Origin of the sequence: Microcoleus vaginatus PCC 9802 (assembly GCA_022701275.1) — a bacterium.
Classification (GTDB): domain Bacteria; phylum Cyanobacteriota; class Cyanobacteriia; order Cyanobacteriales; family Microcoleaceae; genus Microcoleus; species Microcoleus vaginatus_A.
The window spans coordinates 2769899-2794926 of sequence record CP031740.1 but is presented as its reverse complement, the minus strand read 5'-3'; the positions used below and the strand labels follow the sequence as shown (position 1 = coordinate 2794926).

At 45.1% G+C, this 25028-nt stretch carries 20 protein-coding genes and 4 pseudogenes; 5 read left to right on the top strand and 19 right to left on the bottom strand.

The window, feature by feature from the left end; all coding sequences use genetic code 11:
* Positions 1-627: 627 nt before the first annotated feature.
* The 17 genes and pseudogenes from D0A34_11245 to D0A34_11165 all read right to left on the bottom strand — a co-directional run bounded on the left by D0A34_11245 (position 628) and on the right by D0A34_11165 (position 19555).
* A complete protein-coding gene (locus D0A34_11245) occupies positions 628-2661 on the bottom strand; it encodes an ABC transporter ATP-binding protein (GenBank protein UNU19364.1) in 2034 nt (677 codons plus the stop codon).
* Between the two features lie 223 nt (positions 2662-2884).
* On the bottom strand, positions 2885-3394 hold the full coding sequence (locus D0A34_11240) for a hypothetical protein (protein UNU19363.1): 510 nt from the start codon (positions 3392-3394) through the stop codon (positions 2885-2887).
* A gap of 325 nt (positions 3395-3719) precedes the next feature.
* On the bottom strand, positions 3720-3923 hold the full coding sequence (locus tag D0A34_11235) for a hypothetical protein (protein ID UNU22252.1): 204 nt from the start codon (positions 3921-3923) through the stop codon (positions 3720-3722).
* A 162-nt stretch (positions 3924-4085) separates the two neighbouring features.
* On the bottom strand, positions 4086-4523 hold the full coding sequence (locus tag D0A34_11230) for a DUF3574 domain-containing protein (protein UNU19362.1): 438 nt from the start codon (positions 4521-4523) through the stop codon (positions 4086-4088).
* A 363-nt stretch (positions 4524-4886) separates the two neighbouring features.
* Positions 4887-5947, bottom strand: a pseudogene (locus D0A34_11225) (IS630 family transposase).
* 332 nt (positions 5948-6279) lie between these two features.
* The gene (locus tag D0A34_11220; protein UNU22251.1) at positions 6280-6630 is read right to left on the bottom strand and encodes a hypothetical protein; all 351 of its coding nucleotides are present in this window, start codon (positions 6628-6630) and stop codon (positions 6280-6282) included.
* 339 nt (positions 6631-6969) lie between these two features.
* Positions 6970-8052, bottom strand: coding sequence for an ABC transporter ATP-binding protein (locus D0A34_11215; protein UNU19361.1), 1083 nt, complete (start codon positions 8050-8052; stop codon positions 6970-6972).
* Between the two features lie 136 nt (positions 8053-8188).
* Positions 8189-9052, bottom strand: a complete 864-nt coding sequence (locus tag D0A34_11210; protein ID UNU19360.1) for a carbohydrate ABC transporter permease — start codon at positions 9050-9052, stop codon at positions 8189-8191.
* 71 nt (positions 9053-9123) lie between these two features.
* Positions 9124-10017 carry a sugar ABC transporter permease gene (locus tag D0A34_11205; GenBank protein UNU22250.1) on the bottom strand — a complete coding sequence of 298 codons (894 nt, stop codon included), beginning with the start codon at positions 10015-10017 and terminating at the stop codon, positions 9124-9126.
* Between the two features lie 202 nt (positions 10018-10219).
* Complete coding sequence (locus tag D0A34_11200) at positions 10220-11536, bottom strand: ABC transporter substrate-binding protein (protein UNU19359.1); 1317 nt, start codon at positions 11534-11536, stop codon at positions 10220-10222.
* Between the two features lie 593 nt (positions 11537-12129).
* A pseudogene (locus D0A34_11195) lies at positions 12130-12351 on the bottom strand (hypothetical protein).
* Between the two features lie 137 nt (positions 12352-12488).
* Positions 12489-13823, bottom strand: a complete 1335-nt coding sequence (locus D0A34_11190; GenBank protein ID UNU19358.1) for a DUF4912 domain-containing protein — start codon at positions 13821-13823, stop codon at positions 12489-12491.
* Positions 13824-13921: 98 nt separating this feature from the next.
* Positions 13922-14185, bottom strand: a complete 264-nt coding sequence (locus D0A34_11185; protein ID UNU19357.1) for a hypothetical protein — start codon at positions 14183-14185, stop codon at positions 13922-13924.
* Positions 14186-14640: 455 nt separating this feature from the next.
* Positions 14641-14773, bottom strand: a pseudogene (locus D0A34_11180) (ISKra4 family transposase).
* Positions 14774-14827: 54 nt separating this feature from the next.
* Positions 14828-16738, bottom strand: a pseudogene (locus D0A34_11175) (TolC family protein).
* Positions 16739-16791: 53 nt separating this feature from the next.
* A complete protein-coding gene (locus D0A34_11170; protein ID UNU19356.1) occupies positions 16792-17967 on the bottom strand; it encodes an ABC transporter permease in 1176 nt (391 codons plus the stop codon).
* Between the two features lie 73 nt (positions 17968-18040).
* A complete protein-coding gene (locus D0A34_11165) occupies positions 18041-19555 on the bottom strand; it encodes an HlyD family efflux transporter periplasmic adaptor subunit (GenBank protein UNU19355.1) in 1515 nt (504 codons plus the stop codon).
* Positions 19556-19892: 337 nt separating this feature from the next.
* On the opposite strand from D0A34_11165, the gene D0A34_11160 reads away from it, so the two are divergent.
* Positions 19893-20054, top strand: a complete 162-nt coding sequence (locus D0A34_11160) for a hypothetical protein (protein UNU19354.1) — start codon at positions 19893-19895, stop codon at positions 20052-20054.
* A gap of 71 nt (positions 20055-20125) precedes the next feature.
* The gene (locus D0A34_11155; GenBank protein ID UNU19353.1) at positions 20126-21739 is read left to right on the top strand and encodes a cysteine--tRNA ligase; all 1614 of its coding nucleotides are present in this window, start codon (positions 20126-20128) and stop codon (positions 21737-21739) included.
* A 50-nt stretch (positions 21740-21789) separates the two neighbouring features.
* Here the strand turns inward: D0A34_11155 and D0A34_11150 are convergent, their stop codons facing one another.
* Positions 21790-21981, bottom strand: a complete 192-nt coding sequence (locus tag D0A34_11150; protein UNU19352.1) for a DUF433 domain-containing protein — start codon at positions 21979-21981, stop codon at positions 21790-21792.
* Between the two features lie 113 nt (positions 21982-22094).
* On the opposite strand from D0A34_11150, the gene D0A34_11145 reads away from it, so the two are divergent.
* Both D0A34_11145 and D0A34_11140 read left to right on the top strand, forming a co-directional pair.
* Positions 22095-22322 carry a hypothetical protein gene (locus tag D0A34_11145; protein UNU19351.1) on the top strand — a complete coding sequence of 76 codons (228 nt, stop codon included), beginning with the start codon at positions 22095-22097 and terminating at the stop codon, positions 22320-22322.
* Positions 22319-22603 (top strand): type II toxin-antitoxin system mRNA interferase toxin, RelE/StbE family, encoded by a 285-nt coding sequence (locus tag D0A34_11140; GenBank protein ID UNU19350.1) that lies wholly within the window; start codon positions 22319-22321, stop codon positions 22601-22603. Before D0A34_11145 ends, D0A34_11140 begins: the two co-directional genes overlap by 4 nt.
* Before the next feature lie 40 nt (positions 22604-22643).
* Here D0A34_11140 and D0A34_11135 read toward each other — a convergent pair whose 3' ends face one another.
* Entirely contained in the window at positions 22644-23600 is a 957-nt protein-coding gene (locus tag D0A34_11135) for an alpha/beta hydrolase (protein UNU19349.1), read from the bottom strand.
* A 144-nt stretch (positions 23601-23744) separates the two neighbouring features.
* On the opposite strand from D0A34_11135, the gene D0A34_11130 reads away from it, so the two are divergent.
* Entirely contained in the window at positions 23745-24857 is a 1113-nt protein-coding gene (locus tag D0A34_11130) for an AI-2E family transporter (protein ID UNU19348.1), read from the top strand.
* Positions 24858-25028 lie beyond the last annotated feature (171 nt).

Sequence of the window (25028 nt, the reverse complement as noted above, 5' to 3'; positions counted from 1 at the left end):
AAAATTACAATAAAGAGGTTTAAATATTGTAAAAATTTCCTTATTGGCAAGCTCTAGCATTTAAAGATATGCGTAAATTTACGCAAAACCACCCGATAACTAAGTGTATTTACGGCAGTAGCGAGCAATCTCTTTTTAGCTGGGGTGCACATTTTATAATTTTTCCGACTCAGAGAGAGAGTTTATCTATAATACTGCCTTAGATATTGCTGTTAGGCATTGGACATTTGGCCTAATTTAGCTAGTCCTGGGCGCAGAAACTCGCACTCCTAGGTGCAGTACCTAATTATGTAGGCTGTGCCTAAAGCTGCTTACCGCGTTAGACTAGCGTGTTATACCCAACTTTTTTCGTGTAGAAATAACTGGGTTTGATTTAGGAAAATACTGCGCGGAGCGCCCTGGCTGTGGGTTGAAAAACCCGGAATATGAGTCAAGTTCAAGCAGGTTGAATTTGACCATAAATTATGAATTTAAAATAAAAATAAACTGCTAATTTGTGAAGATAAAATGAAAAAAATCTTCGTAGCAGTTTTTCGTTGACCGAGATGTTCGCGCGTAATGGCTAATTAGTAATTGGTAATTGGTAACGGGCAATGGGTAATTGATACCAGTTTAAAACACTAGAGCTCAAACCTGTTTCGATTCATCCGCAGGTGATGGGGGCCAAGCAGCTTGGCGACCTAGTTGCTGTTGCCGAATTCGCTCCAAATTCCCTGCTGGAATAGAAGCTATAAGTTGCCGCGTGTAAGCTTGTTGGGGTTGGCGGTAAATGCGCTCGGCAGTGCCAATTTCTTCGATTTTACCTTTGTTCATGACGATCGCGCGATCGCTCATAAACTTGACCACGCTCAAATCGTGAGAAATAAAAATATAAGTCAGTCCAAACTCTGTTTGCAACTCCTTCAGCAAATTTAAAACTTGCGCCTGCACCGACACATCTAATGCCGAAACCGACTCATCGCAAATAATAAACTTAGGATTCAAAGCCAAAGCTCTAGCAATACAAATTCGCTGCCGCTGTCCGCCAGAAAACTCGTGAGGGTAGCGGCGCATGAAATCGGGATTTAAACCCACTCTCTCCAACAAATAAGCAGCGCGATCGCGCTGTTCTTTCTGGTTCTTACCAAAGCGGTGAATTACCATCGGTTCCATCACCGCATCCCCAACATTTAGGCGCGGATCGAGAGAACTAAAAGGGTCTTGAAAAATAATTTGCATATCGCGCCGCAGCCACCGCAATTTGCGATCGTACTCTTTTTGCATCCGATAATTAGCCATCCACTGTGATGCGGAACTACTTTTCGCAGGAGGCGTAATTTCTTGACCTTCAAAAAACACTTTACCGCTGGCCGCCGGAATTAATTGCAGCAAAGCTCTCGCCAAAGTTGATTTGCCGCAGCCCGACTCGCCCACCAAACCCAAAGTCTCGCCCGGGTAAACCTCAAAAGAAATATCGTTTACCGCCATAAACAAGCGTTTAGTTTCGCCAAACATTCCCTGCACCGGAAAACCGACTCGCAAGTTATCAACAGCTAGCAAAGGGCCGGAAATATGCGGCAGCCGAGGCGGTTTTCCGGTTGCAAAAGCGGGATTTCCCCCGCTGCTGTCGCCGTCTAACTCGGCATTTTTCTCGACAATTACTAATTCGCCGCTAGCATTTGTGGTGACATCCATAAAATCGGAAACAGTCGGCAAGCGGCGCAGTTGCCGATCGAGAGTTGGGCGGCAAGCTAATAAACCTTTTGTGTAAGGATGTTCGGGATTGCTGAAAATTTGTTCGATCGCACCGCACTCAACAATCTTGCCTCGGTACATCACCGCCACCGTATCGCCAATTTCAGCAATGACGCCCAAATCGTGGGTAATAAAAATCATTGCCATGCCTCTAGAGTCCCGCAACTCCCGCAGCAAAGCTAAGATTGTTGCCTGCACGGTTACGTCCAAAGCCGTGGTAGGTTCATCAGCAATTAATAAAGTTGGATTGCAAGAAATGGCCATTGCAATCATCACGCGCTGGATTTGACCGCCTGAGAGTTCGTGGGGGTAGCGATCGAGCATAGCTTGTTTTTGGCCGTTGACGAGCTGCATCAAATCGCGATCGTCCTCTATAACTGCTTGATTCCCTGCAGCAGCCCGGGAATGCTCTTGCCGCAAAGTCAAACACCGCTGCCTGATCTCATCGTCGCCCGGTAGCAGCTTCACTTCTTGTAGCAGAGAAGCAGCTTGGCGCCGCGCTTCTGTCTGCGACACCTGTTGGTGCAAACAAATGGCTTCTGTGAGTTGAAATCCGATCGTATAAACGGGATTTAGCGAACTCATCGGCTCTTGAAAAATCGTCGCAATCTGGCTGCCCCGGTATGTTTGTTTTTCCCTGTCCCGCATTTCCAGCAGATTCACAGGCCCCTTGCTAGCGCCGTCTTTTGTCGAATAAAACCAAATTTCGCCATCGATTTTCGTTGACGAACTCGACAGCAAACCCATAACAGCGAGGGATGTTACCGATTTTCCCGACCCCGACTCTCCCACGATGCCCAGAGTTTGCCCTCGCTTGACCTCAAACGAAATGCCGTCAACCGCTTTGACGGTTGCAGACGCATCGCCTGCGTCCGCAGATTGAAATTGAACCCGCAGGTTGCGAACTTCGAGGACGGTTTCACTCATGGAGGTCTATGGCAGTTAAATGGAGATTAAGTGGATTGTAGCAGGGCCTGTTGAAGGCAGAAGGCAGTAGGAAGATTTTAAGATTGCTTTGCATAACAGATGGCGAAAGCTAACATTCTTCGCAACGCTTCGCCGTGGATGAGTTTTGAATTTTAAATGGTGTATAACTTAAAACTCAAAACTCAGAACTACTGGAGTGCCTTCTGCCTGCGAGTAATTTTCCTCAAAAACCGATGACTTGAGTGTCAGCAGGCAGTGCAGTGGCTTCGGAGACCTTTTTAAACACGGTTGCCTGTTCGTTTAAGGAATTAGGTCTGGCCTGTCCGGGATTGGTGCCTTGCAACTGAAGCCGCATTTGACCTTCGGGAGTCAATTCAAAAACAGTCTGAACGGTTTCTGTGCTACTGAGGCCGACATCAAGGTGCATCGGTTTTTCACCGAGATTAACTTTGTACCTCATTTCTTTGGCGCGGGCTGCTCCGTCGGGGCCTTTAGCCATGAGAAATAATTTGCCTTCTGGGGCAAAGACGAAGGTGAAAGACTGACCGGAGGGGACTGTGCCTTGCCATTGGCCTAGGAGTTGCGTGTCGATGTTGCTCGTGGCGGGGGCTGTAGCTTGAGCAATTGTTGGTGCTGCTGCGGATGCGGGGCCGAGTGAGGCGTTGAAGCTAATGAGGATGCCCAAGCAAAGGCTACCTGCGATCGCTTTACCAATCATTTTTGAATTAGACATGAGACCGATCTAAAAATTAGTTATTTGTTTTGTACACTGTAGCGGTAAAACCGTACATTGTTTAGTTTAAATCTCTTTTAAGAATAGATATAGCTTGAGGTTCACACCTGCAACGCAGTTGTCATCACCGGACTAAAGCTTTTCCTGAGCTTGTTGAAGGGTCACGGGGCTTCCAATTTTTTTCTTGTAAAATCCAACACAAATCCGCTTTTAGCTGCACAGTTCGCTGTTCTGAGTTGATTGTTCTTAACTCAAAACAGCGAACTGACTATTGCATTCGATTGCACAGATAGTTTGGCAAATCGATCGCATTAATAGTCTTTCATTAATTTTTTTCAGGATCGCGTTCGACTTGTTCTGTCGAAGATTCCGGCGCTGGTTCCTGTGGATTTTGCGATCGTTTCGTTCGCTCCAATGCCTCTGCGTAAGACCAAGCCACGCTCACAAGAAAAGCTTTCGCCATACCGTCCAACTCTTTTGAATCCTCGCTTTCCGGCGGTTCAGCTTTTTGGTTGCCGTCGTTCGTCATGTTTTTGTTTTCTCCCGGGCAGGTTTTTCTAACGACTTGTTGCAGTGTGCGATCGATACCCAAAAATTATGATTTTTCTTGCACCAGCACCCTACTTATCTTTGAGGGTATGACCTTGCTCAGCACAAATAATATCATAAATACACTGATTGGATAACCGCATCAGAAAGAAACCTTAACTTCGCTGGTAGCCCGCAACACAGACTCTTGCTGGAAAGTGCGCTTGTAAGTTTCGATAATTTCATTAATAGCTTGATTTTTCTCCGGGCTACTTTCATAAATCAAAATAACTATTTTAGAGTTTTCTCGAATCAGAATTCCCGAGCTGTTGACAAATTGCCCCGCTCCGTCTAATACCGTTAGCCCTTCCCGAAAGCGAGGGGTAATAACTGCGCTGACAAACTCCTGCCATTCGGATTCAGAAATTGTCTCGCCTCCTGGTTTTCTTAAGCCAAAATACAGTTCATCTTTGAGGAGATTTGTTGGCTTGGCATTAGTATCTGAAGTTTCGGCAGGTTGAGCGCTGGCAATTGTTGCCGGACAAACAGGCAGGATGAACAGCAGGCCGGTCAAGCAAAGACTGTTAAAATGTTTATTCATCAGGAATTACGCGGAACTTCTATATGTAGGGTGCAACCTAAGTGCCTTACCCCTTATTTATTACTCTCAAGCGAGAGGGACGAAAGTTTGTCTAGTTTGACTCCCAACTCGCATTCCAGGGGCGATCGAAGCCACATCGGAGTTCGAGGTGAAAAGCGGTTTTAACTGACCCAAAAGCACCATTTTCATGAACCGGCTTTCCGGCCTGTTCCACTCATAGTTCAATTTTCTTGTGGGGCGTTGCTCAAAGCAACGCCCTTGAAATGCTTATTGAGAATCCTGCAATATCTCAGTTTCAACCGCCGAGTCTTATCATATCAAGTCCGGTAGCACCGGACTTGTATGGTGGGCGTGGGAGCGCAATTAGCAGCCGCACGCTGGCCACCAATGAAAGAAAGTTAAACCACGGATTAAGTCTTGCTGTTGAAGTAAGCGCCGACAGCGATGGAATAGCACAACTTCCAACTCATCCAATGACTTGAAAGAACGATTGGCTATTGGTTCATTAGTCACAGGCCACAAACGTTCAGCCGGCTGTAATTCTGGGGAATAAGGAGGCAGAAAAAACAAATGAATTCCTTCAGGAAGCTCTACTTGGTAGCGAATGTGCCAACCTGCTCGATCAAGAACTAAGATGATACGCTTATTTTTACCTACGCCAAAATGTTGTGCGAAATCTATTAAAACTCTGTTGAATAGGTTGATATTGACTCTTGGTAGAATCCACCAATAAGTTTCCCCAGACTCCGGATGAACGAATCCATAGAGCCATAACCATTGAAAACGCCATTTAACAGCAGCAATTGGTTGTTCTCCTTGTTGCGCCCAGACACGTCGCTGTATGGGTTTAAGTCCCAATCGATGTTCATCCATAGCCCAAACCTCGATTTCAGCTTCGGGATACTTTGCTTGCAGCCGCGCCTGTTCCAAAGTTAGTTTTTTTTCCATTCTTGCTGCTGCTCGATATCAGCTTCGTCATGCTGGGCTCGTGGCACGAGTTGTCTGAAATTCATCTGCCGCAAATATTCCCACCCACGCTGCCTGTGAATTGGCTTTCCCTTCAATTGCGCCACCCAGTCGGCTACTTTACGACCATTCCACAGTCCACCATCCTCTGCCAAAGAGTTGAGTGCTTGCCACAAATGTGCTTGCTCAATATCCGACAACATTGGTATTCGGCCGGGATGAGAGCGACGACCATCGATTAATCCTTGTGGGCCACTTTGGTTGTAACGACGGGCAATTCTACGAATTCTATCTCTGTGATAGCCTGTGACTGAAACTACCTCTTCGGTCACCAATCCTTTAGCCAATAGCCAGATAATTTGGTAGCGAGTCCGCTCAATGGGGTCGGCGGCCCTTCGGTAGTGGCTCTGAAGTTCTTCTACTGAAAGATGTGGTTCAATGACTAGACGCTTTCCCATAATTGTACGATCCCATGAGCGATTAACTACACCCCATTATACAAGTCCGGTGCTACCGGACTTGATATCAAGGGGTTTTTAACGCGACTTTGATTTAATTTAACATAAAAAGCTTCCAACTCAAAAACCCAGTTTCACATGAGAAACCGGGTTTATGAACGTCAGCCTTAGTTTATTTATGCTCGCCTACTTGATGGTCTCTGCCTTATTAAGTAGCTCAACCTATTTAAACGTCAAACTGTTCAGGTGTTGAGAAACCCGCAAGGGCGAACACTCTTGGCGCTGCCCCTACAGCAATCAGGTTTCTCAGTGTTAGATTTTTTTAGCTGGATCTACTTATCCTTTAATTCGCGGACACTTCTCTTAGCAGTGTCTTGGTACATCTCACCGAATTCTTTCACGGCTGCTCCTGCCTCTTGCCCAATCTTCTGAACTCGTTCGCCCGGAGAGTCTGACGTTTCGCGAGCTTCTTGCCTCCATTCCCGCGTTGTTTGGGGTCTTTCAGAATTGTTTAGATCGGTCTTTGAGCTGGCTTGCCCGCCAAAACCTTGGTTACTGCGCGCCGAATCAACATTTGTTGTCAGAAGCAGAAAACCGACTAGGACAACACTCAAAAAACTCTTGATTTGAAAGCCCTTAAGCAGGGAACTAATGCGAGCAATGGCTGTGGAAATCAAATTCATCTCGGTCATACTCCCTAAGTTGATTGGTGATAATTTTCAACATTTTTTCATCTACTAATTGACTTGCTCCAAAATCAGCAGCTAACGCGAGGGAAAGCCAACTTAGCTTCAACTTGCCATTAACCACATAAATAATAGAGTTATAGGTTAGCGATAACATCTGGTAAACACGCAACCTATGTGTCAGCCAATTAGCTTTTTCACACATGAATATCACCTTAACAGCAGCCAAAGAGTTCTACCTCTAACTAAAGTCATAACTTAGTTATAAGCAAAAAAAATATTTTTCAGCACAGGGTTAGACCATTTCTAATCAATCATGCTATGCAGGGCAAATTCTTATTGCAAGCGATCGCCCGTTTTCACGTCAAACCAGTGCAGCAACTGAGGCGGAAGAACCAGCTCTACAATTTCTGAATTCCAGTGGCGGTCATTTGGCAGCAAAGCCCGCACCGTTACTGAGTCCACACCTTTAACTCGGACGCTAACTAAATTTTGCATTCCCAAGTTTTCCACTAAATAAACCTCACCTTTAATGGCGTCTGGGCCCGGCATATTGCCGGCCTCTGCATCTGCAAAGCCGACGTGTTCCGGACGAATTCCTAACACAATTTCTGGGGGCACAGTCGGCATATTTGGGAGTGGAACTCGAAAATCCCCCAACTTAGCAAAATTTCCCTGGCATTTAAGCACTAGCAAATTCATTTGCGGGCTGCCCACAAAACCGGCTACAAACTGATTGGCAGGACGGGTATAAATTAAGTGTGGCGGAGCGAGCTGCTGCACGTTGCCGCTGTTGAGAACTGCCACTTTTGTAGAAAGCGTCATTGCTTCGGTTTGGTCGTGAGTTACGTACACTACAGGAGCTTTTTGGGAGGAAAATAATTGTTTGAGTTCTGCCCTAACTTTTTCCCGCAATAATGCGTCGAGATTACTCAAAGGTTCGTCGAGCAAAAATACTTCCGGTTGGCGCACTAATGCGCGGCCGAGGGCGACTCGCTGCCGCTGTCCACCTGATAGTTTTCCGGGTTTGCGATCGATTAATTCCGTCAATCCGAGGGATGTTGCAACTTCTGTCACTAATCGGTTGATTTCGCTGGAGGAGATTTTGCGAAGTTTGAGGCTCGATGCCATGTTTTCGTATACTGTCATGTGTGGATACAGCGCGTAACTTTGAAAAACCATTGCAATATCGCGATCGCCCGGTCTGAGATAAGTGACATCGCGATCGCCAATTCTAATCTCGCCTCTAGTTGGCTGTTCCAACCCTGCAATTAACCTGAGAGTCGTAGATTTGCCACACCCCGACGGCCCCAGCAAGGTTAGAAATTCTCCTTCGTTGACATCCAAACTAATGTCTTTTACGGGAACTACTTTAGGGCTGTAGGTTTTATTGAGGTTTTTTAGTTGCAATTTGGCCATGATTTTTAATGAGTATTTGGGAATTGGTAAGAACAGTACGACACCGATACACGGATTAATCTTCTGTGGCTTTTTTGACTACTGGCTACTGACTACTCTCCAATCTAAAATCTAAAATCTAAAATCTAAAATCGATTTATCCTTTTACAGCCCCGGCCGTTAAACCCTGAACAATGCGCCGCTGGAATACTAAAACTAGGAAAACTAAGGGCAAAGTTCCCAAAACGGTGGCTGCGGCGATCGGGCCGTAAGGAATCTCAAATACTGACACTCCGCTGAGTTGAGCCGTGGCGACGGGGATTGTTTTTAGAGATTCGCGAGTCATAAATGTTAGTGCAAAAATAAACTCGTTCCAAGCTGAAATAAATGTCAAAATTCCAGTTGTGACTAAAGCTGGAAATGTCATCGGTAGCACGATTTGCCACAGCATTTGAAAAGTGTTGTATCCGTCTACTTTAGCCGCATCTTCCAAATCTTTGGGCAACTGTTGAAAGAAACTCCGCATCACCAAAATTGTCAGCGGTAGATTGATAGCGGTGTAAGGAATAATTAATGCTAAATAATTATTCCCTAAACCCAAAGCTTTGACAATTTCTAGAAGTCCTAAAAATAGCAGCACCGCCGGAAATAAGGTAACTATCGTCACAGTTGCCAGGATGATTCTCTCGCCCCACAGCCGCAACCGGGCTAAAGCGTAAGCTGCGGGAGCGCCTACTGCTAAACACAGCAATGTTGAAGTAATGGAAACAAAAGCGCTATTTAAAATGTAAAGTGCAAAGGGGCGGCGCTGGAATAGGGACAGGTAATGCTCGAAAGTAATTCGTTTGGGAATGTAGACGTTGGGAATCGCTGAAATATCTGCATTTACTTTGAAAGAAGTTAGCACCTGCCAAATAATAGGTGCGAGAAAATATGCGACGATTAAGAGCGCTGAGATTGGCAAGATTAATTGCCGGATGTCAAAGGTTTTTTTGCTAGGTTGTTCGCGGGCGATCGACATAATTTATACCAATGAAATAAAAGTGCAACTGTTGGTTATCTAAAATCTCAAATCCCAAATCTAAAATCGTCTTAGTTTCCTCCTGCTGCATTGGTGCGGGCTCTCGATAACAGGTAAGCGGCGATCGCAACTGCTGCCACTAACAGCAAAAAAGTACACACCACCAAAGCCGCCCCATACCCAAAGTCTAAATACCTCATTACCGTGCTGTAAATGTAGATAGAAACCGTCTCCGTTGCCCCCGCAGGCCCCCCTCCCGTCATCACCTGAATCAAGTCAAAAATGCCGAAAGACTGGGCAAATCGAAACAGCAAAGCAATCACAATTTGGGGCATCAGCAGGGGAACGGTAACTTGACGGAAACTCTGCCAGCTACTCGCGCCGTCAATCGCGTGTGCTTCGTACAAATCACCGGGAATTGATTGCAATCCCGCTAGCAAAAGCAAGCTGACAAAGGGCGTAGTTTTCCACACATCGGCTGTAATCACTGCCATCATTGCCAAAGTCGGATCTCCCAGCCAGCTAATGCTATTTTGAATCAATCCCAAACGCCTTAAAATGTCGTTAATTACGCCGTATTGGTCGTTAAAAATCCACGCCCAAGCTACTCCCATCAATGCAGTGGGCAGCGCCCAAGGTAGCAAGGAGATTGTGCGAACAATGCCGCGCCCTGTGAAGGATTGATTTAAAACTAAGGCAATGCCCATACCGAGAATTAATTCCAGTAAAACAGAGGCGACTGTAAATACGGTGGTGTTGCCTAAAGTTTGCCAGAAACGCCCGTCCCCTAACATTCGACTGTAGTTAGCAAAACCGGAAAAAACCAGTTTTAATTCTGTACCGAGGTTTTGGGTGAATAAACTCAGCCAAAAAGCGCGTAATATTGGGTAAGCAAATACTAGCATCAGAATTATTAAAGCTGGTGCTACTAATATCCATCCGGTTTTTTGTTCGCGCTGTCGCATCTTGTCTAATTGCATATTGTTCACCTTTATTTAATTTATTTTATGGCGGGCTAGGAGCAACGCCCCACAATTGAATTAACTTTTTGTGGAACAGGCATCTTGCCTGTTCGGGCGGGCAAGATGCCCACCCCACAATAAAAAAATTCACTCTTTGTGGAACAGGCATCTTGCCTGTTTCTAACAGAATAGCAAGATGTCAGTTTTACGAAGCTTGGGGTTGTTTCAAACTGCCTAATAAATTGCGAGTTTCGCTAGCTGCTGCTTTCATTGCTTGTTCTGCACTCATTCTCCCAGTAAAAGCTGAACTCAAATAACGCTGCAAAATATCAGAAGCTTGAGCGTATTGTGCCAGGGGCGGGCGCAAAGCTGGCCGTTCCACTACTTTTAGCAGTTGCGGGTAGTGGGGATATTTGGCGACTATTTCTTTGTTGGTAAATAGGGATTTGTAACTGGGAATTAAACCGGTTTCTAAAATAAATTTGCGCTGGGTTTCCTCGCTGGTAAGATACTGAATTGCTTTCCAGGCTTGTTCTGGATGTTTTGAGGTTTTGGCAATTCCCCAGCCCCAGCCACCCAAGCAGGAACCGCCTGTTTTACCCGTACTGCTGAGCATTGGCTCGATCGCAATTTTGCCTCTAACATTCGATCCTTCGGCATTTGCCAGCTTCCAAACATACGGCCAGTTTCGCAAAAACAGCGCTTTGCCGTTTTGAAACAACAGCCGGGTTTCTTCTTCGCCGTAGGTGGTGACACCCGGAGGAGAAATGCCAGAGGCGATCGTTTTTTTGAGAAATTCCACTGCTTTAATTGCCTCGGGTTTATCTAACCCAACTTCAAAAGTTTGAGGGTTAGCCCAGAAGCCGCCAAAACCGGAGAGCACCTCGACAAACATCGCAGATACTCCCTCGTATTGTTTACCTTGCCACAGATAACCCCAGGTTGCTTTTCCCTGTTTTTGCAAGTTTTGAGATATTTTTACCATCTCTTCAAAGGTTTTCGGCGCTGGAATTTTCGCTTGTTCTAAAATGTCTTTGCGGTAATAAAGCATTCCAGCATCGGAAGCGTGGGGAATTCGGTAAAGTTTGCCTCGATACCGCCCGCCTTCGACGTTACCTTGGATAAATTTTGATAGTTGTTCGGGGGGAATTCTGTCTGTCAAATCGCTTACCCAACCTGCGGCTGCAAATTTGGGAACCCAGACAATATCCATGTTAATGATGTCGTAGGGCGATTCGCCTAAAAGAAAGGCAGATGTGTAAAGATTTTCTATGAGGTTGGTGTCAAAAGGCCCTTCTATGAGGTTGATGCGAATGTCGGGGTTTTTCTGTTCAAATTCTTTGACAAAGGGTCTCCAGTTAACAATGTCTTGGCCTTGCATTAACATGGTGAGCACGACTGGCTGTTGAGTCAGTGCCGGCAGAATAAATAAAAGTAAGACCGCGGTTAATGTGGCAGCAAATAAGGCTAAAAGACGGGGATGCTTCTGGCTTCGTTGCTGGGGGGAATTTATTTTTTGCATTTGCTTTTGAGAAATGGCGGTGCGATCGCCTTCTTTCTCTCATAACTCGCTTTCTTTTGTTTCGCTGGATTTAGTGAATTTGTGCAATAAAAGTTTAAGTAAACTTTAGCTTACTTAATAATGCTTGAGTGAAGAGTGCAAATTTTGATTTAACTAGCAACAACGGGATTTAAGTAAACATCTATCTAGAGATAGATATTAAGAAAATGGTCTCATATCAATTCCGGTTGCCCTCCTCATGATTGTTGACTGTTTGCTGTTGACTAAAATTATGCTTTCGCGCCAACTGACTTTTTGGACATTTGAACAATACCGCTGCAACCAGAAACGATATAAGTAAGATACCCGTTGTCAATCGGGTGAAATAAAGTAGAAACTTAGGCCTTGCCTAAGTTTCTACAGATGGTTGCATACAATCTATCTTTATCCCTACTTTTAAGAATTGGTATAACTTTTACGGATCGCCCACTTGCCTGGTATTTTGCCATATAGCAACTGCCGTGAGGGTGAGGACATTCTTAATTGCTAAAACCCATGCAGTAGATTGATTCTTCCTTCTCTCCTAGATAACTAAAACTTCTTTCCTAGATAACTCAAATTTTCTTCCTTCTTCCTTCTTCCCTCTTCCTCCTTCCTTCTTCCTTCTTCCTTCTTCCTTCTTCCTTCTTCCCTCTTCCTCCTTCCTTCTTCCTTCTTCCTTCTTCCTTCTTCCCTCTTCCTCCTTCCTTCTTCCTTCTTCCTTCTTCCTTCTTCCTTCTTCCTTCTTCCTTCTAAATACAAAAAACACCGCTCCTCAAAACAGGAGAACGGTGTATAGGGGGTGTTATGGGTTGTTGTCTGCGATTAACCTTAACAAATCACGATCGGCTCAGGCTATGCCTTGTGATGGTTAAAAAATTGGCACAAACCTGCATGAGCGCCCGCCGCTCGATCGACCTTTCGACCTTTGGGATTAACCCAACCATTCCACAACGGCATCGTGCTTGCTATTGGTGCGCCGTTCTGGGGTTTCGCGGTTGAATTTCAAGTGGATGGCGCGGTTTTGCTCGCCGTCTGCTGCTACTGCAAAAATCGGATAGTCGATTAAGCCGTCTTGGAAGGACATCTGGAAGCGGAAAGTGCCGTCAGCATTGAGTTTAATCGGCTGTCCGCCTACGTAGACGGTAGCGTCGGGTTCGGTGGCACCGTAAACGATCAATTCGGCATCAGCAACTAACCAGAACTGGCGGGGGCGCATCGGGGCGGCGAAGCCAACTCCCGACATACCAACACCTGACATACCGAAACCGGACATCGTGAGGCCGGACATACCGACACCCGACATGGTGAGGCCGGACATACCGACACCCGACGCGGTGAGGCCGGACATGGTGGGAGCCGCCCACATTCCGACGCCGGACGGGAACACGTAGGAACTGAGCGCTTGTTCGTGGATGCCGACTTGCTGGACGGAACCGGCGACGTGCTGCATGGAACCGAAGACTGAACCCGCTACGCGCAGGGATTCGGCAGATTCTGCCATGCCGAAGATTTGTTCGTAGATGGCGTTGCTGGGGCTGAAACCGAAGCCATTAGCTGCTTGTGCCATTTTCTTGGCCGGAGGAACCAGTTCGGCGAAGGTTTTGCCTTGCAACTCTTCTTCCCAATCGAGGGTGATGAATTGATCTTCAATCCAGTCGCTGGGATAGACGGGAGGAACGCGGACTTGGGCCGATCGAGCTAATACCAGCCAGCGCCCATCTGCACAGCGGTAGCCGATGTCGATCGCGTAGTCCCGATCGCTCACGGGGATTGGCACGTACCATTCCCGCGCCAGTTCGTCGCAAGGATATTCTTGAATGCTGTGCGGGCTCTGAGTTTCGAGGTTAACATCTGTAACGTCGTAGATCCGCAGGGCGAGTTGCTGTCCTCCTTGACGGCGCAATTCTTCTTTGCGAGCGTTGGGAATATCCCAGTAAGTGTAGGCCCATTCTGGGTCGCGGGGCATTAACACCACCCGGCTTTCACCGTAGCCGTTGGGCAAATCTGCTAAACCTTCATCTACAGATGACAAAGAACCGCCTGTTCTATCTTCTTGACCGAGTTCAAACTTTGCTGCTTCCACTGCTTCTTGTGCCTCTAGTTTGCGAGATGGGCTGTAGGAAAATTTGGTGCGCTGAATTTCTTGAATTGATGCCAGAAGTTGCGATTTCCGCATCCGACTGTAGCGAGAGACTCCACATTCGCTAGCAACTCTGCGGAGTTGTCGCAAAGTCATCTCTTCTAATGGTGGGCGTTCTTTTGCCATGAGTTTGTTCTCCACTAATTTGGGATGGCGGGTTAGATTTTTCCTCTCAACACAAATGTGTTGACTTTTTGAGTTAGAAACTCTTTTAAATCCACATATTATCGAGCTTCCAAATCTCTCCAACCTTTGAAGCCTTGCTTGTTTTTAGCTTGTCTTGTCCCCCATGCGATCGGGGGTTTGGACTTCTGGGCTTCTGCGCGCACCGTCAGATCTAAATAAAGCTTTATCTGTCGATTCTTGATTGACAAGATCGATTTTGTGAGTGCGATCGGTGCTGCTAGCAACGCTGTGCTGGCAGCACAAGCGCTATTCGACTCCCAGGGCTGCTTAATCGAAGCATTTCTTTGGGATCGCTTTGTCATGACTTAATGTTGCAGACAACTTGCGATCGGGTCAAGGGGTCTTTTGCCTCAATCCTGGGTACTTATACGCATTTTCGTGATTTTGGGGATCAATTTGTCAGGGAATCTTGACAAATTGGAGGTTTGGGGATCGGTGCTGCCGCGAATGTCAGGATTTGATGACAAATTGCGATAGGGGGCTTTTGATGGGTTTGGAGGGTGGGGGCGATCGTTTAGAATGGATATGTCTTTGCGAATATGACAAAGTGGAAGACTTTCTCTATAATCCAATACGCTTGGGTTAGTGCTAAAAAACAGATCGTGCGTAGGTTGGGCCCGTGGAACGAACCCTCCGTTTCACTCCGCCCAACATTTTCGCTACAATTTTCCTTAACTGAACCGTATTGCTCTATAATCCTTCTAACAAGAAGGCTTCGCGGGAGCATCCCGATTTTGCAAAAATATTAAACTGCAAATTAACCATTCAAGTAGGCACAACGCAGTTGTAACATTTGCGAAACACTTTCAGATTTCTACTGTGAAGAATGAAATTTTTAGCCTTGTACCTATCTGCTTGACGGCTGATTCTACCGCTCCCGATCCGATGGAGGCTGGTTGGAATTACTGACAAGTCTCATTCAATCCGATAACAACTAACTAACATCATTCTTCATTTTCAATCCTCACCTGCCAAGTCTCCAAAGTAGTACCTATTATTTTATCAAGATTTGTCTAAGCATTAAAATAGGCAATTCTCGCATTAAGTTCTGCATTTTTAGCCTCTATTAAATCCTTCTGAAAAGTCACAATATCGATACTCCGAGAACTTTCCACTCCCAATCTTCTTTTGTCTAGCTCTATTTCTAATTGCTTTTGCGCTAACTCCCTTGACCTTTGAGCTAGTTCTACTTGCTTAAGATTCAAATTTATATCTCGAATTGCATTTCTGACCTCAACTTCCAGCTTTTGATTGTACTCCTTTAAATTATTCTCAGCTTGTAATAGCTTAACACGACTATTCTGAAAATCTCGCTCAATTCCTCTATTTCCAAATTCGCGAGTCAAAACCAGTCCCGCTCTCAAATCCGAGCTGCTGTCTGAAAGATTAGTAGCATTATTCTTATAACTTGCATTTACATCCAATTTCCATTTGCGATTATTTTCCGCTACGAGCAATTGATATTTAGCGATTTCCCGCTCGATCTGTACTTGTAAATAATCAGGACTATTTGACAGAGCTAAGGGTAGAATATTAGATAAATCCATAGGGTTAGTCTGTACAGTAGCAGCTTCTCTTGCTGTTATATTAAGATTGCGATCGATGTCTAGAACTTGCAGCAGTGCTAATCTTGCTTTCTTCAGTTGCTCCTCACTACTTAATACTGTCACTTCCTGATCTGCTACAGCTTTTTCACTTGTAAAAATATCAACTTTTGCTAGCTTTCCTGCCTCAATCAAAACCTGATTAATCTCCAGTTGCTGACGGGCAATTTTCAGAGAACTTTGTGAAATTTTAACTTGTTCCTGAGCCTTAATCAACTCTCGATAGGTTAAAATTACTGAGGTAATTGTCTCAATTAGCCTCGATTTCAAACTCAGAATATTTCTTTTTTCACTCAGGCGAGCAATCTCAATTGGTGCTCGATTGACAGCAACTCCAGCTCCCCTTAACAGAGGTTGGGTAAAATTTAACGTGAGATTTTGACTTAAAGAACCTTCACTATTAATGCCAAAACCATTCGCATCTTGTCCTTGTTTACTACTCCAACCAAAACTTATATTCCCTCCTGTGGGAATTTTGACACTCACCTGGGCCGATAAATCGACTTCGCCAGTAGTGGCGACTCTTCCCCCATTCCTCAAAGGAATTGATGAGACGGACAGTTTCGGTGTAAAACTAGGGACAAACAAGCCTTCTGCTACGGCTAAATCTTGTTTTTGGGCGATGCGTTCCAGGTATTGATTTTTGATATCTCTGTTGTTTTCTAAGCCTAAAAATATAACTTCCGGTAGTGTCAGTTCAACCCCTAATTCATCCGCTATAGATTGCTGTTGAATAGTTGAATTTTGGGTATTTTCAGGTATTGATTCTGCTGTTATTTCTGGATTTGGTGGAACTTCAGAAATTACTATTGATTCTGGTGGGACAGGTTTCTTTTGAGTAGATTTTGTTAATACTTCGGAATTGGGAACTGGGGATTGGGAATTGGGAAGTGGTGAGTGTTTGATTTTACTTGTGGGATTTTCGCCGGGGAATTGAGGAATAACTATTCTCTGGTTGGTAGTTGGCGTTTCTCTCTGATTTTGGGGTTTAATGAGCGCCTGATTTTGCGGTAGATTTTGGATGTGTGGGAGATGTTTTTTAGTGGTAAGTGGCAGAATTTTGGGCGGGATCGCAGATTTAGAGCTAACATCAGTTTTGACTGTTGAACTAGACTTAAAAGCAACAGCAAATATCGCCAATAGCCCACAGCTTGCAACCATAACTAGGCTAAAACGAAATATCCAAGGAATCTCGTAGCGAGCAGGGGAATCGCTATTTGGGAGATAATCTTCGTGCGGTTGCTCAGTCATGCTAACTCCAGTGATTTCTGCAAGTAATTCTATGGCGATTTCCTACGGGATGACTACCCTTGACGCAGCGCTTTAACAGGATCGAGTTGACTAGCTCGCAGAGCCGGGAGAAATCCAGCTCCCACTCCCACAGCTAATGCCGATCCTAAAGCCAAAGCTGCTGTGTTGCTGTCAAATTTATAAGGCAACTTAAAAACATCCGCTACCACCACCGTTAACCCGTGTACCGTCACAATAGCAGCAATTCCCCCCGCTAAACTCAGAATTACTGCTTCTAGAATAAACTGCAACATTATATCTCTCTGAGTAGCCCCGATCGCACGTCTCAAACCAATTTCTGGGGTACGTTCCATCACCGCCGCGATCGTAATATTAGCAATACCAACCCCTCCCACCAATAGCGAAATTACCCCCACTGCCAATAGTCCCTGTGAAGCGAGTTCCAGAATTTCCTGCTGCTCCAAAATTTTCTTAACATTGTTCCAAGTATAAACCTCTGCCTGGGGAAAGCGCTGCTTCAAAACCTTTTTTGCCTGCTTTTCCATTCCTTTAATATCTTTGAGATTGTAAGGACGCACTGAAATTGAGTCAATCCTCTGGCTACCTGTCATTGCTTTGTAAACCGACATCGACACCAGTATTTCACCTTTTGGTTTTTCCGAAGAATCTTGCTTACTCTCCATCACGCCGATCACAATATAAGGTCTGCGGTCAACATAAATGCGCTGACCTACAGGTTCCACGTCACCTGTAAAAAGTAGCGATCCCAGCCATTCATCGATTACTACTACGGGTCGATAGTCAGCAAAATCACTAGGGGAAAAAAAACGCCCCGTCATTAATCGCCGCCCCGATGTCAGCAAGTAGTCTTGAGAAACAGCGTCGCTGCTAGGTTCCGCTTCTTCAGCCTGAAATATAACTTTATTGTCATTAAATCCCAACCAATTTGCTGCGCTAATCGCCTGAACTCCTTTCAGCCTTTGCCGCAAAAATTCCATATCTTCTAATTTCAAGCTTGTGTCACCCCCCATAAAGATTCGCACTTGAGGCGCTTCTCGCTCAGCTAATTGCTTGGCAATCACGGCGCGGCTAATGTTACCAACTTGCAGCGTTGCGCTGACCGCAGCTACACCCATAAAAACTCCAACTGTAGTTAAGACAGAACGCAAAAGATTGCCACTTAGGGAAAGGCAAGTTAGGCGGAGGAGGTCAATAGGAGAAAGGCTCATAAGTAATTAAAAATCACAACTCAACATTTCGTACATTAATAAAATTAGCTGATTTGATCCTATTCTTTAATCTTTATTCCTGATCGGCACCGTCTGTTTTTTCTTTCTTTTTAGTTGTTTTTTCTTCCTGAATAGGAGTTCCTGGCTTTAAGGAAGGTTCAGGAGGGGGTATCACAACACTGTCACCTGGCCGCAAACCAGAAGTTATTTCTACCTGTGTCAATCCTTCTAAACCTAATGTAACTGACCGTTTCTGGGCTTTGCCTTGACTGTCACGAATCCACACAAAAGGCTTAGACTCCGATCGCACAATTACCTCTGTATTTAAAACTACTACCTTCTGGCGCTGCTGCAAAATTATCTCCACATTCACTTGACTCCCTGGAATCAAAGTCCGGGTTGGAGCATCGAGTCTTACTGTTGCAGGAACCGTTGGTTGACTGCCTTGATTAGAGTCGTCATTTCCTTTACTATCACCACTTTGAGCAAGAATATATAAGCTGTCTACTTTTCCTGAAAACTGCTTAGGATTGGGGCCAATAATGCTGATACGGACGGACTGCTTGGGTCTAACTTTAGCAGCATTTAGCGTAGAAAGCTGTATTTTTATGAGTTCTTGTGAAGGGTCTCCTAATGTCAAAAGTTCATCACTACGTTTCACTCCGTCGCCATTTTTCACTTTAATATCAAGTACGTTACCATCAATAGATGCAGTCACAATATTGTTTTTAAGTTTTTGTTCTTTTTCTCGGTAATCAAGCTGTAAGCTTTTGAGTCCGCGACTATTTGTACTAACGTTTAACTGAGCTTCTCGCAGTTTAGACTCAGCATTAATTACGTCTTTCAGAAGTTCGTTTTCCTTACCTCTTAGTTTATTCTGCAAAATTGTAAGATCGAGCAGATCGTTCTTGATTTGAAACTGTGCCTCTCGTAAAAGTGCTTTAGCCTTGCGAACTAGGTCTTCTTGGTCTTGCACGTTATTTCTCGGAATATAACCTTTTTCAACTAATAATTTTGTAGTGGTTAGTTTGCGCTCAGCAGCGGTCAAATCTTCCTCAGTTTCAACAACTTTTTTACGGTTGTTTGCCAAGATTAGTTCCCGTTTTTGGATTTCTAATAACTCGTCATTTTGGTTGGATTTATAATCTTGAAGTTTCCCTTGGGCAGCACTCAACTTTTCCTGAGCTTCGACAACTTTTTGGTGTAAGCTTTCTAGAGTAAGTTTTTGTTTCTGAATCTCCAACTCTTGCTTGATGAGAGTTGTTTTCTGTTCGGGGTTACGAAGGGTAATTAAGTTCTGACCAGAGGTGATGGTTTGCCCGATCTTTACTAACACCCGATCGACAGTACCATCATCAGGAGATTTCAGAGTTTGTTGACCACCCAATTCAACAATACCGCTTTCGTTAATCGTATCTTCAATATCGCCAAGTTTGACGGGTATCAAGCCCACTTCTACAGGTTCCGGAGGTTGATTTTGATATAACCCGTAGGCAAATAAGCTGCCACCGATGCCTAGAGTGAGAAAACTAGACCACAGTAGCCATTTGACTCCTGTTTTGAAGCTATTTTTTTCTTTATATTTCACTGTCAACTCCCCCCTACAAACTGTAAATAACTGTTAAGCGTGCGCGATCGCCCTTTAACCGTTTTGGTTACTGTTTGGATAAAAAAATGGCAACTTTGGGGCTGAGATATTCTAGCATCTGTTGACGTACTACTTTCTCTCTTCCCTTCTAAGGTCGCTATTTCTTCTGAATCTGTATTGCGTTCTAAGTCTGACAACCTGGAACCATTGCGAGAAAAAATGCGGGAATATAGCCTTTATCAGTAACATGAGGTGCTCTTGGGCGTTGGGCATCGGACCTAAAAGCATGGGGCATCGAACTAGCCCGTGTATTTCACTTTCTTGAGAACCGCTATACATCGCGAATGGATCTCGTTTGGGGTGGTTAATCGATCGCAAAAACCAGAAAGTTGAGATATACAGACAAAATCAGGATGTGGAAATATTAGATAATCCTAGCACTTTGTCAGGGGAAGATGTGTTACCGGGATTTGTCTTAGATTTAACAGATGTTTGGTAGCGACACCGAAAGATTCACCAACCGCAATATAATAAATTAGAGCAGTACATCAATCCCAAATCTCAAATCCCATGCCCCTAACGCTTTACAACAGCTTGACCCGTCGCGAATCACCTTTTGAGCCCCTCGAACCAGGAAAGGTGCGGATGTACTGCTGCGGCGTTACGGTATACGATTACTGCCACGTCGGCCACGCCCGCGCTTATATTGTTTGGGACATGGTGCGCCGCTATCTGATGTGGCGGGGATACGATGTGCGCTACGTGCAGAATTTTACAGATATTGACGACAAAATTCTCGATCGCGCCCGCGAAACTAATTCCACAATGGAAGCCGTGGCGGAACGTTTCATCGATGAATATTTTGCAGATATGGACAAGCTGAATATTCTCAGGGCGGATGAATATCCCCGCGCCACCCATACAATTGACGGCATTAAACGGCTGATTCACGAATTAGAAAATAAAGGTTATGCCTATGCTTCCGGCGGCGACGTTTACTACAGCGTCAGACAATTTGCAGATTACGGAAAACTTTCCGGACGCAAGTTGGAAGAAATGCAAGCCGGGGCTAGCGGTAGATTGGAAACCGCAGAAATAGAAGCTCAAAAAAAGCAAGATTCCTCTGATTTTGCCCTGTGGAAAAGCGCTAAACCCGGTGAACCTGCTTGGGATTCATCTTGGGGAAAAGGTCGTCCCGGATGGCACATCGAATGTTCGGCGATGGTGCGCGATTGCTTGGGCGAAACAATTGACATTCACTGCGGCGGTTCCGATTTAACTTTTCCGCACCACGAAAACGAAATTGCTCAATCTGAAGCGGCGACTGGCAAGTCACTTGCTAATTATTGGATGCACAATGCTTTTGTGACTGTCAACGGCAAAAAAATGTCGAAATCTTTGCACAATTTTATTACAATTCGCGATTTGTTGGAGGGCAATTGGTCGGGGGATTTGGAATCTAACCCCCCCCAGCCCCCCCTTGGTAAGGGGGGGAGTAAGAATGAAGACTCCCTTGGTAAGGGGGGGAGTAAGAATGAAGACTCCCTTGGTAAGGGGGGGAGTAAGAGTGAAAGCGAGAAGTCAAAAGCGGTGGAACCGATGGCGGTGAGGCTGTTTGTGTTGATGGCGCAGTATCGCAGTCAAATAGATTTTACCGAAGAGGCGATCGCCTCCGCTAAAAATGGCTGGCACACTCTTAAGGAAGGCTTACTTTTTGGCAGTCAACACGGCTCTAAACTGGGTTGGGATGTTGAGAAAATTGATAAATTGACTGGAGAACATAACACATTAGTCCAGCAATTTCAAGCAGCTATGGATAATGATTTCAATACTCCCGGCGCTTTGACAGTTTTGTTTGAATTGGCTAAGGAATTGGGCAAGGAAGGCAATGTTTTAGTGCATCAAGGCAAAACAGAAACTTCACCGGAATTGTTGCAGCAAAAATGGGTGACTTTGGTGACTTTGGCTGGGGTTTTGGGTTTAGAAGTTCAGCCGGAAAGTGATAGCAATGATGCTGTTGACGGTTTGAGTGATGCGGAGATTGAGGCAATGATTCAGCAGCGGAAAGATGCCCGAAAGGCGAGGGATTTTGCTGAGGGCGATCGCATTCGCAATGAACTTAAGGATAATGGGATTACTTTGATCGATCAAAAGGATGGTACAACCATCTGGCATCGGGGTTGAAACTAAATTCATAGTCTGCGGAGGCAGACTTTGTTTGACCAGAAGCGGTTTCAACCGCCGAATTCTAAACACGCTCTAATGTCTTCCTCCGTCAACTCTGGAAAATCGTCTAGAATCTCTGTATGAGACATTCCCGCAGCCAGCCCGCGCAACACATCATACACGGTAATTCGCATTCGGCTGATGCAAGGCTTTCCACCGCGTTTACCTGGTTCGATCGTAATGATTTTGCGCTCGCTCATGACAAGACCTAGTTTAGTGCATTTTTCTTGAAGTTTAGCCTAGTCTTGGAATAAGCGATACAATTTACTAAACTTCGCAAGTTGTTCAACCTTAGAGGTAATAGCCTAGTTCTATGAATACCCTCGACCAAGTGCTAGAAACTGCTTTGCAACTGTCCTACGAACAGCAGGAAATGCTGATAAAAATCCTGCAAAACCGTCACCGCGAGAGTATCCGCGCCGAAATAGCTGCGGATGCTCCACAAACCTTAGCTGATTTCCGTAAAGGCAAATTCCGACAGCAGTCAGCCGAGGATGTTATTTCAACATTACGCCAGTCTTTGGACGAGCCCGAAACATGAGACCACTGGTTCTGACTCCCAAATTCAAACGAGCATTCCGCAAGTTTGTGAAACGAAATCCTGACCTCCAGCAACGTATTGAAGACTCTCTTCAACAAATGGAAGCAGATGTATTTTTTCCCAACCTAGGTACTCATAAATTAGGTGGCAAACTTGATGGTCTTCAGTCCTGCTCTTGCGGCTATAATTGTCGGATTGTGTTCTCGATAGAAGAGGATACGGAAACAAATAGTGAAGTCATTGTTTTACTCGACATCGGGACACATGATGAAGTCTATTAACTGTGTCAGTTATTATTAGATAATAACTCCACAAATAGATTTAATTTTTCTTTAACTTATCCACAAACTCCGCAACAGCCGCGACAAATTCTGCGGTGGATTCATAGGGCAAAACATTGCGCCCCGGCATTAATAAACCTTCCGCGTTGGGAAAATAAGCTAAATATTGCGCTAATCTTTCATCCGGTTTCTCTTCCTTACCCGCTTGACTGATGCTTGAGGCTTTTTCTCCCATCACAACGAGTACGGGGCGATCGAACTTTTGAATCGTACCGCTATAATCCTGGCGCCAAAACCCCGCTAAAAACGAGAAAACCGCGTGTCGGCTGTCAGGATTTGCCGCCCCAGCCTGCAAAGCATCCAACCATTCGCTGTCGACTTTTGCCGCATCGCCAAACAGTTGTTTCACTGAAAAAGAACGCAAAAACTCAGCGCGTCTGGCGTAGCGGTAAAAAGCGTTTCCCAAGGGAGAATTTAACAAGTTCCAGACAATCCGTTGCTGTCTTTCTGTCGAATGTTTGTTCATCACCGCCCAAGCGGGAGGCCCTGCGAGAACTAAGCCACGAATTAAATTTGAGCCGCTTTCCTGCTGCCTTTTTGCTAAAGCCAAGGCTACACATAGTAAAGCACCTTGTACGAGGACGATCGCAGGTTTTTTGACTACAGTTTCCAAGAAATACTGCAACTGTGCGGCCCAATCGTCAGGATAGCAAGCCACAGCCGGCATTTCGCAATCGCCGCAGCCCAAAAGGTCGGGATTGTAAATCGGATTAGTGTTCCCTGCTTTGTACCAACTCTCACAAAATCTATGCCAAAAGATTCTTGACAATCCCACTCCTATCGGATGAATTAATAACAAAGGGATGCTATCTTCTGTCGCCGTAGTTTGGTTATAAACATCATAACCACAGCGATAATTTTGCCATTCGTAAAACAGCGTTGGTGATTTTATAGACGACATGGTGGAAAAATCTTGGTTTGAATATTGCGGTTGCATATTATTTTTTTGTGCCGATGTTACTTTTTATTATAATATGAGTAAGTGTGAGTTTTACCCGACATATATGTGGTAACTGATAAGATAAATAAACCCGCCCTGCGGGAGGACATAAGCGCGAATACAAACCTTTATTACTTAATCATGTCAGAACAGCGGATAACCATTTCTTTACCTAACTTGCTGCTAATTGTAGCATCGTCCTTGCTGCTAGTGCTGCTGTGGCAATTGCGGAGCCTGCTAGTAATTCTAATGATATCAGTCGTGCTGGCTGCTTCGATCGTCCCGATCGTTAATTGGGCCCAAACGATGCGGGTTCCGCGCTGGCTGGCGGTGATTATGGTTTATTTAACTCTCATCGGCGGATTTAGCGGCACGGTAGTGTTAATCGGGCCCACGGTAATCGAACAAATAGAGTTACTGCTGCGACAGTTACCACTGTATGTTGAAAGTTTGCGAACTGTGGCAACTAATCTATTGAGTCGCCTAACCGACGATGCCCCAACCTTGGTGGGTCAGTTGGTGGACACTCAATCGCTGACTAATTGGCTGATTCGATCGAGTCAACAACTGGTTTTGCGATCGTACAGTTTAACGAGAGGCATTCTAGGTGGGGTCTTCAGCCTAGTTTTAGCATTATTTATTTCAGGTTACATGGTGGCCGACAGCGACACATTAATCAAAAGTTTGGTGCAATTTTTCCCTAAACCTTGGGACACAAGATTAGCCGCACAAGCCGCGCCAATCGGTCAAAGAATGGGGAGTTATATTCGCGGGCGAGTGTTAGTTTCGGGGATTTTAGGGATATTTATTACCACAGGTTTGAGCATTTTGGGAATGCCGGAATTTGCTTTAGGCTTGGGTGCGATCGCAGGTGTTACCAACTTGATTCCCTTCATCGGCCCAGTGTTGGGAGCAGTACCAGCATTAATCGTAGCCTTAGCTAAAGGTGGCTGGGTACTTTTGTGGGTATTACTGTTATTTGTAATTATCCAAAATTTAGAAACTTACGTACTCGATCCTTTGCTGGTTGGTTCATCGGTTGGTGTGCATCCTTTATATCAATTGCTTTCTGTCTTGGGAGGCGTTCAAGTATTAGGAATTATTGGAGCTGTAATTGTGCCGCCTTGGTTTGCGGGAGTGGCAGCTTTGATTGAAAACTTGTATTTAAAACCAAAACTTAGGAGCGAACATCGAGAAGCAATAGATCGGGCTAAAAATAACTCTGACTTGCCACCTGTTACACCTTCGGCGTGATAGCCGTGAAGATGGGGAAATGGGGGGAGCATCTCAATGAAAGCAGTCAAGCTAGAAATTGGAGTTAGAAGTTAGGAGCCAGGAGGCCAGAGGAAGAAGGAAGGAGGAAGAAGGAAGGAGCCAGAAGAAGTGTTTTTACAAATATGAGATGCTCCCGAAAGGGGGCCATAG

What these genes read in the sequence shown, in the direction of transcription:
- D0A34_11245 (UNU19364.1), bottom strand. Translation starts at nt 2,661, where the DNA reads ATGAGTGAAACCGTCCTCGAAGTTCGCAACCTGCGGGTTCAATTTCAA.
- D0A34_11240 (UNU19363.1), bottom strand. Translation starts at nt 3,394, where the DNA reads ATGTCTAATTCAAAAATGATTGGTAAAGCGATCGCAGGTAGCCTTTGC.
- D0A34_11235 (UNU22252.1), bottom strand. Translation starts at nt 3,923, where the DNA reads ATGACGAACGACGGCAACCAAAAAGCTGAACCGCCGGAAAGCGAGGAT.
- D0A34_11230 (UNU19362.1), bottom strand. Translation starts at nt 4,523, where the DNA reads ATGAATAAACATTTTAACAGTCTTTGCTTGACCGGCCTGCTGTTCATC.
- D0A34_11220 (UNU22251.1), bottom strand. Translation starts at nt 6,630, where the DNA reads ATGAATTTGATTTCCACAGCCATTGCTCGCATTAGTTCCCTGCTTAAG.
- D0A34_11215 (UNU19361.1), bottom strand. Translation starts at nt 8,052, where the DNA reads ATGGCCAAATTGCAACTAAAAAACCTCAATAAAACCTACAGCCCTAAA.
- D0A34_11210 (UNU19360.1), bottom strand. Translation starts at nt 9,052, where the DNA reads ATGTCGATCGCCCGCGAACAACCTAGCAAAAAAACCTTTGACATCCGG.
- D0A34_11205 (UNU22250.1), bottom strand. Translation starts at nt 10,017, where the DNA reads ATGCGACAGCGCGAACAAAAAACCGGATGGATATTAGTAGCACCAGCT.
- D0A34_11200 (UNU19359.1), bottom strand. Translation starts at nt 11,536, where the DNA reads ATGCAAAAAATAAATTCCCCCCAGCAACGAAGCCAGAAGCATCCCCGT.
- D0A34_11190 (UNU19358.1), bottom strand. Translation starts at nt 13,823, where the DNA reads ATGGCAAAAGAACGCCCACCATTAGAAGAGATGACTTTGCGACAACTC.
- D0A34_11185 (UNU19357.1), bottom strand. Translation starts at nt 14,185, where the DNA reads ATGACAAAGCGATCCCAAAGAAATGCTTCGATTAAGCAGCCCTGGGAG.
- D0A34_11170 (UNU19356.1), bottom strand. Translation starts at nt 17,967, where the DNA reads ATGAGCCTTTCTCCTATTGACCTCCTCCGCCTAACTTGCCTTTCCCTA.
- D0A34_11155 (UNU19353.1), top strand. Translation starts at nt 20,126, where the DNA reads ATGCCCCTAACGCTTTACAACAGCTTGACCCGTCGCGAATCACCTTTT.
- D0A34_11150 (UNU19352.1), bottom strand. Translation starts at nt 21,981, where the DNA reads ATGAGCGAGCGCAAAATCATTACGATCGAACCAGGTAAACGCGGTGGA.
- D0A34_11145 (UNU19351.1), top strand. Translation starts at nt 22,095, where the DNA reads ATGAATACCCTCGACCAAGTGCTAGAAACTGCTTTGCAACTGTCCTAC.
- D0A34_11140 (UNU19350.1), top strand. Translation starts at nt 22,319, where the DNA reads ATGAGACCACTGGTTCTGACTCCCAAATTCAAACGAGCATTCCGCAAG.
- D0A34_11135 (UNU19349.1), bottom strand. Translation starts at nt 23,600, where the DNA reads ATGCAACCGCAATATTCAAACCAAGATTTTTCCACCATGTCGTCTATA.
- D0A34_11130 (UNU19348.1), top strand. Translation starts at nt 23,745, where the DNA reads ATGTCAGAACAGCGGATAACCATTTCTTTACCTAACTTGCTGCTAATT.